This window comes from Phenylobacterium sp. (assembly GCF_037138395.1).
Lineage (GTDB): Bacteria > Pseudomonadota > Alphaproteobacteria > Caulobacterales > Caulobacteraceae > Phenylobacterium.
Map to the genome: position 1 here is coordinate 1 of NZ_JBAXIM010000135.1, position 6,889 is coordinate 6,889.

Here is a 6,889-nt window from a genome sequence, read left to right on the forward strand (position 1 = left end):
CCATCCGTCAGGCGGAAGGTGACGTTCTCGGAGACGGTGACGAGGGTCAGGCGGGGCTCGGCGACCGGGAAGGCCAGAGCGGCTTCGCAGGCGGCGGCAAGGAAGAGCCTTTCGGCCTCATCCCGCTCCATGCAGGGCATCCAGCGTCGCGTCGAAGGCGGGCAGGAAGGCCTCGGCGTCGGCCTGGCTGAAGACCAGGGGTGGGCGGATCTTGACCACGTTGTTGAAGGCGCCGGCATTCGAGGTCAGGAAGCCCCGGTCCTTCAGGCCGTTGCAGACCGCCCGGGCCCCTGCGAGGTCAGGGGCGCCATCGGGCCCGACCATCTCCACCCCCAGGAAGAGGCCGCAGCCGCGGGCGTCGGCCACGCCGGGCCAGCGTCCGACCCTGGCCTTCATTTCCGCCTTAAGGAAGGCCCCGACCCGCCCGGCATTGGCCAGCAGGCCCAGGGCCTCGATCTCGTCCAGTACGGCGTTACCCGCCGCCGCCTGCAGGGGACTGGAGGCGAAGGTATTGAAATAGCGAGTCTTCGAGCGGAAGGTCTCAATCAGGCTTCGGGAGGCGGTGGTGGCCGACAAGGGTACGCCATTGCCCATGGGCTTGCCCGTCACCACGATGTCCGGCGTGAAGCCCGTGACCTCGTAGCCCCACCAGCAGCCGGTACGCCCATATCCGGCCTGGACCTCGTCGGCGATGATGAGGCCCCCCCGCGCCCGGACCCGGGCGGCGGCCTTTTCCATGAAGCCGGGCGGGATGTCCGGCAGGCCTTCATTGGCCAGGATGGAGCAGACGATCAGGGCCGCAATCCCGTCGCCGGAGGCCTCCAGGGCATCCATGCCCCGGTCGAGGCCAGCCAGGTAGGCCTCGGTCAGGGCCTCGCCGGACAGGCCCGGCTCCGGGGTCCGGAAGGTCTGGGGGAAGGCAAAGCTGCGGAAGCCCTGCGACCGGTCCGAGCCCGCGGGCAGCCCGCTCATGGCGCCCACCAGCTGGGTATTGCCGTGGTAGGTGGCGTCTGTGCAGAGGATGCCCCGGCGGCCTGTGGCCATGCGGGCCATGCGCAAGGCGATCTCGCTGGCCTCGGTCCCCGAGCAGGAGAAGATCACGCTCTCTGCGAAGTCGCCATGCAGGCCGACCACCCGCTCGGCCAGCCGGATGATGTCCTCGTGCAGGTAGCGGGAGTGGACGTTCAGGGTTGCCTGCTGGCGCCCAATGGCCTCGGCCACCCGGGGATTGCCATGCCCCACGCAGGGGACGTTGTTGTACATGTCCACATAGCGCCGCCCCTCTGCGTCGAAGAGCCAGGCGCCTTCCCCGCGGACAATGTTCAGGGGCGTTTCGTAGAACAGGGCGGCCCCCGCGCCGAAGGCCCGGTTGCGGCGCTCCAGCAGGCCGTCAGACAACCGCGGGGCCCCCGTTGACGATGGACCAGGCCCGGGCGGCGAACCGCTGGATCGAGGGATAGGCCTCGACATACCGGTCCGACGAGGCGTTACCGTCCAGGCCGCGCTTGTAGACGCCCTGGTTGATGGCTGCGATGCGAAACAGGGTGAAGGCCAGGTAGAAGCTCCAGTCCTTCAGGGGCGGGCGGCCCGAGGCCTCTGAATACATCTCGAACATCTCGGCCTGGGAGGGAATGCCCAGGTCGGTGAGCGTTTTCTGGGACGTCTCGCCCATCATGAAGAGGGTGGTGTAGGCGACGTCGGAATAGGGGTCCCCAAGGGTCGACAGCTCCCAGTCCAGCACGGCCTCGAGCCTGGGCTCCGTCGGGTGCAGCATGCAATTGCGGATCGAGAAGTCGCCGTGGACGATCCGCGTCTCGCTCTGCGCCGGCATGTTGGCCGGCAGCCACGCCATCAGGCTTTCCATGTCGGCATGGTCGTCCGTCTGGGCGGCCTTGTACTGGCGCACCCAGCGGCTGATCTGGCGCTCGTAATAGTTCCCGGGCCGCCCATAGTCGGACAGGCCGACTGCGGCGGGGTCGACCGCGTGCAGCCGGGCCAGGACCTTCAGGTAATCTACGAAGATCGCCCGGCGCTCGGCCGGGGCCATGCCAGGCAGGGAGGGGTCGAGGAAGATCCGGCCCTTCACCCAGTCCATGACAAAGAACTCGGAGCCAATGACCGAAGTGTCCTCGCAGTGAAGGCGCACGGTGGGCACAGGCACGCCGGAGTCCCCCAAGGCCTTGAGCACCGTGTACTCCCGGCCGACCTGGTGGGCCGAGGGCAGGAGGTCGCCGGGCGGCTTCTTGCGCACCACCCAGCTCCGGTCGTGCGACTGGATCAGGAAGGTGGGGTTGGAATGACCGCCTTCAAACTGGCGCACGGTCAGGGGGCGGCGAAAGCCCTCCAGCCGCCCGTCCAGCCAGGCCTCGAGGCGGGCCTCGTCAAACCGGTGCGCCGCGCGTACCTCGGTGATCTCGGCCTCGCCTTCGGACATCTGGGCCTCCCCTGGAACCGGACGACGGCCCGCCGGGCCGCCGTCCTTGCATTCCGTCAGTTCCGTCAGTTCCGCGAGACGGCACCCGAAGTCTGGTCCTCGCCGCCGCCCTCATACTGGCGGATCTCGTTGCGCCCGACCACCAGGTGGTGGACCTCGTCCGGGCCATCGGCGATGCGCAGGGTGCGCTGGCCGGTGTACATCCGGGCAAGCGGGGTCCATTGCGAGACGCCTGTGGCGCCGTGCATCTGGATGGCCTGGTCGATGATCTGGCAGACCCGCTCGGGGACCATGGCCTTGACCATGTGAACCCAGACGCGAGCTTCGCGGTTGCCGAGGACGTCCATGGCCTTGGCCGCCTTCAGGACCATCAGGCGCATGGCCTCGATGTCGATCCGGGCCCTGGAGATGATCTCGACATTGCCGCCCAGCCAGGAGATCTTCTTGCCGAAGGCCTCCCGGGACAGGCCCCGGCGGACCATGAGGTCCAGGGCGCGCTCGGCCTGGCCGATCGAGCGCATGCAGTGGTGGATCCGGCCGGGACCGAGGCGGACCTGGCTGATCTCGAAGCCGCGGCCCTCACCGAGCAGCATGTTCGATTCCGGCACCCGAACGTCGGTGAAGCGGATGTGCATGTGGCCATGGGGCGCGTCATCTTCGCCGAAGACGTGCATCGGGCCGAGGATGTCCACCCCGGGGGTGTCGATGGGCACCAGGATCTGCGACTGCTGGCGGCTGGGCGGTGCGTCCGGGCTGGTCTTGACCATGGTGATCATGATCTTGCAGCGCGGGTCGCCGGCGCCGGAGATGTAGAACTTCTCGCCGTTGATCACCCACTCGCCGTTCTCGAGCACGGCGCGCATACCGACATTCTTGGCGTCGGAGGAGGCGCGGTCTGGCTCGGTCATGGCGAAGGCCGAGCGGATTTCGCCGTTCAGCAGGGGCTTCAGCCACTTTTCCTTCTGCTCAGGCGTGCCGACACGCTCGAGCACTTCCATGTTGCCGGTGTCCGGCGCCGAGCAGTTCATCACTTCCGAGGCGAGGGAGACCTTGCCCAGCTCCACGGCGATGTAGGCATAGTCGAGGTTGGACAGGCCCTCGCCGGTATCGGCGTCGGGCAGGAAGAAGTTCCAGAGGCCTTCCTTCTTCGCCTGGTTCTTGGCCTCCTCAAGCAGCTCCAGCTGGCCGGGGACATAGCCCCAGCGGTCGGCGCGGCCTTCGCCGAGCTTGTGGAACTTCTCCGACATCGGGGCGACGGTCTCGCGGACGAAGCGCTTGACGTGCTCGTAGAGCGGCGTGGCCTTGTCGCTCATCCGCAGGTCGTTCAGGTCGTCATGCGGGTCCAGTCCGAAGATGGCCTTGGTGGGGGTGGGGGTGATGGTGTTCATGCTCTGTGTCCTGTCTCTCTCTGGCCTGTCTCTCTCGGGCCAGTGTCTCTCTGGCCAATAATCGTGTCCGACGCCGCAGCCTGCAGCGGTGATCTGAAGACTGAGTATGTCAGGCGGATCTTATTCGCCAACCGTTTTTGAGGGTCCGCCTGGGTTCATTGGTGGTCTTCCTTCACCGCGACGGGAGGGATGGCCTCCCCGGCGTCCGCCGCCAGGGCGCGCAGGGTGGCCGCATGGGACTCCCGGCTGATCCGGTAGCCCGAAAGCAGGGCGAACCCGATCAGGTAGAGGATGACGATCACCGGGGCGTAGACGGCACCCATGCGGTGGATCACGTCGGCCGGCATGTCGGCGGGCGCCACCCCGGGCTGGAGCCCGATGGCGTCGATAAGCAGGGCGGCAGCAAGGATTCCGAAGCCGGATACCGACTTGCCGACGAAGGCGGAGGCCGCGAAGAACAGGCCCTCCGACCGTCGGCCGGTCTTCAGTTCAGCCTCCTCCACCACGTCGGCGATCATGGATGCGCTCATGGTCGCGGCAATGATGCCGAAGGTCACCCCGACGATTGAGGTGACGAAGAGGATGCTAAAGACCGCCGGGTCCCCATTGGGCGGGAAGAGGCCGGCGAGGCGCAGCAGGACCGGTCCGATCCCGATCACCAGGGACAGAACCGCCAGGGACATGGCGGTGCGCTTCTTGCCCAACCGTCGGGACAGGAGGGGCGCAGCCGGCAGGGCGACGAAGGCCGAGACGAAGACCCCCAGGGTGATCAACGAGATCTGGGCGGCGCTGAAGCCCCAGAAGAAGGTGTTGAAATAGCCGTTCATCGACGCGACCAGGCCGCCCGCCAGGGCGGTGGCTATGCTTGACGCCAGCAGGAAGAGGAAGGAGCGGTTGTTCAGGGTCTCGCGCACTTCCGCCAGGGTCTGGCTGAGGGTCTTTGTGCGTTTCTCGGGAGGTGCCCGAAGGGTCGGGATGTGGCGATGGGTGCCCGCTGTGGACACCAATATGGCGACCAGCATGATTACCGAGGCGATCAGTCCGTAGCGGGCGTAGCCCTCAGGATTGAGCTGACCGACCGGATGGGTGGCGTCCGGCTTGAGCAGGACGCCGAAGGCCAGGGCCTGGATGGACAGGCCGCCGATCCAGCCGAAGAAGGAGCGGTAGCTCAGCAGGACCGAGCGGTCGTCGTAGCCCGAGGTGAATTCCGCCGCCAGGGCCGAGGAGGGCACCTCGTAGAAGGCGATGAAGGCGCGGATCACCACCGCCAGCACGGTCAGGTAAAGGAAGAGGCCCTGGGCTGAGAGTTCGGGCGGGTTCCAAAGGGCGGCATAGGACAGCGCCACGGGCAGGGCGGCGGCGTACATGAAAGGGTGCCGGCGGCCCCAGCGCGAGCGCAGGTTATCTGACAGGTGGCCGATCATCGGATCGATGACGGCGTCGAACACGAGGGCGGTGAGCAGGGCCAGGGCCACCAGCTTGGCCGGCACGCCGAGCACCTGATTGTAGAATAGCATCAGCATGTAGCTGAAACCGTTGTCCTTGACCCCGAAGGCTATGGAACCGAGGCCGTAGAAGAAGCGGGTGGAGCGATCGAGTCGCCTGTCCGCCGTCGGCACCATCGTTGAAACCATCGCGTCCTCCCCGGGTGCGCAGACCTTTGGCGGCATAGGCTCAGTCCGGGGCCGGGTCGTCAACCGCCGCCGCCGCCCTTGTCCCCCGACCGGCGCGCCTCTAGCATACCGCTTGCTCAAAGCATGAGGGACCGAACATGACCGAGGCGCCCGCCGACTATCCGCTCTCCGGCCTCAAGGTGCTGGACCTTTCCCGGGTCCTGGCCGGGCCCTTCGCCGGGCGCCTGCTCGCGGACCTGGGGGCAGACGTGGTCAAGGTCGAGCCCCCGGAGGGCGACGTGACCCGCTTCTGGGGCCGGGTGAAGGGCGGCGTGCCGGGCTTCTACCACCAGCAGAATGCCGGCAAACGCAACATCTCCATCGACCTGCGCGCGCCGGGCGCCCGGGAGCTGATGCTGGACCTCGTACGCGGCGCAGACGTGCTGATCGAGAACTACCGGCCTGATGTCATGGGCCGGCTGGGCCTGGACTATGAGGTCCTGTCGCAGGCCAACCCGCGCCTCATCATGCTGTCCATCTCGGGCTTCGGCGCTGGCGGGCCGGAGTCGCGCCGCCCCGCCTACGCCCCCATCGTCCACGCCGAGATGGGACTGATCGCCCGCCAGGCCCGCCGCAACGGCGTCCGACGGACCGACCTGCCCCTGTCCGTGGCCGACACCAACGCTTCCCTGCATGGACTGATCGGCCTGCTCTCAGCGGTGATCCTGCGGCAGCGCACGGGTCTCGGACAGCACATCGACATCGCCATGGTCGACGCCACCCTCGTCACCGACGACCAGTTCCACTACGAGGCCGAGGGGTCCGAAGACACCATGGACCTGCCGCCGGACATCTGGGAGACGGGCGCCGGACCCATCCTGGTCTCGGCGGATTTCCGCTACCTGTTCCGACAGCTGACCACCAAGCTGGAGCTGAAGGACCCCGGAGAGGGCGTGGCCGACCTCGACCGCAAGATCGCCCTGCGCCGGGCGGCGGTAGGCGAGCTGATGATGGGCCTGACCGACTGGGAAAAGGTCACCGCCGCCATGGCGGCCATGAACATCGCCTGGGGCGAGGTGCGCGATGGTGCCCGACTGCGCGAGCAGCCGACCCTGGCCCACCGGGGCTCCATCGTCGACCTCGACGACCGTGAGGGCGGAACCCGGCCCATCCCCCAGTCCCCCTATCGCTTCTCGGCGGCCAGGAGCGGGGTGCGCGGGGTGGCTCCCCATCGGGGCGAGCACAATGCCGAGGTGCTCGCTGAGTGGTTGGGCCTGGACGGTGCGAAGGCAGCGGCCCTGCGGGAAGCCGGCGTCCTGAGCGCGGACGCTGACCGGGTTTCCTGACCCCCCTCCGACGCACTGCGTTCCCCCGGGTAGAGCGCCAATTGCTCCACCTCAGGGGGAGCTCCCGGCGCAGCCGGGTGAGGGGGTCAGCGGCGCTGCCCGGCCTGG

Annotated in this window: 5 protein-coding genes; 1 reads left to right on the plus strand and 4 read right to left on the minus strand. The window is 67.8% G+C overall.

What is annotated here, in order from left to right; translation table 11 throughout:
* Positions 1 to 117: 117 nt before the first annotated feature.
* The 4 genes from WCJ52_RS10410 to WCJ52_RS10425 all read right to left on the minus strand — a co-directional run bounded on the left by WCJ52_RS10410 (position 118) and on the right by WCJ52_RS10425 (position 5,456).
* Positions 118 to 1,398: an aminotransferase class III-fold pyridoxal phosphate-dependent enzyme gene (locus WCJ52_RS10410; protein ID WP_336903239.1), complete on the minus strand. Its 1,281-nt coding sequence runs from the start codon at positions 1,396 to 1,398 to the stop codon at positions 118 to 120.
* Positions 1,391 to 2,434 carry a phosphotransferase gene (locus tag WCJ52_RS10415; RefSeq protein ID WP_336903240.1) on the minus strand — a complete coding sequence of 348 codons (1,044 nt, stop codon included), beginning with the start codon at positions 2,432 to 2,434 and terminating at the stop codon, positions 1,391 to 1,393. The genes WCJ52_RS10410 and WCJ52_RS10415 overlap by 8 nt, the downstream gene beginning before the upstream one ends.
* Positions 2,435 to 2,499: 65 nt before the next feature.
* Entirely contained in the window at positions 2,500 to 3,822 is a 1,323-nt protein-coding gene (locus WCJ52_RS10420) for an acyl-CoA dehydrogenase family protein (protein WP_336903241.1), read from the minus strand.
* 155 nt (positions 3,823 to 3,977) lie between these two features.
* Positions 3,978 to 5,456: an MFS transporter gene (locus WCJ52_RS10425; protein WP_336903242.1), complete on the minus strand. Its 1,479-nt coding sequence runs from the start codon at positions 5,454 to 5,456 to the stop codon at positions 3,978 to 3,980.
* A 137-nt stretch (positions 5,457 to 5,593) separates the two neighbouring features.
* Between WCJ52_RS10425 and WCJ52_RS10430 the strand changes: the two genes are divergently transcribed.
* A complete protein-coding gene (locus WCJ52_RS10430) occupies positions 5,594 to 6,781 on the plus strand; it encodes a CaiB/BaiF CoA-transferase family protein (protein ID WP_336903243.1) in 1,188 nt (395 codons plus the stop codon).
* The last annotated feature ends 108 nt before the right edge of the window (positions 6,782 to 6,889 follow it).

Coding starts and splice junctions, on each gene's coding strand:
- WCJ52_RS10415 (WP_336903240.1), bottom strand. CDS start 2,434: ATGTCCGAAGGCGAGGCCGAGATCACCGAGGTACGCGCGGCGCACCGG.
- WCJ52_RS10420 (WP_336903241.1), bottom strand. CDS start 3,822: ATGAACACCATCACCCCCACCCCCACCAAGGCCATCTTCGGACTGGAC.
- WCJ52_RS10425 (WP_336903242.1), bottom strand. CDS start 5,456: ATGGTTTCAACGATGGTGCCGACGGCGGACAGGCGACTCGATCGCTCC.
- WCJ52_RS10430 (WP_336903243.1), top strand. CDS start 5,594: ATGACCGAGGCGCCCGCCGACTATCCGCTCTCCGGCCTCAAGGTGCTG.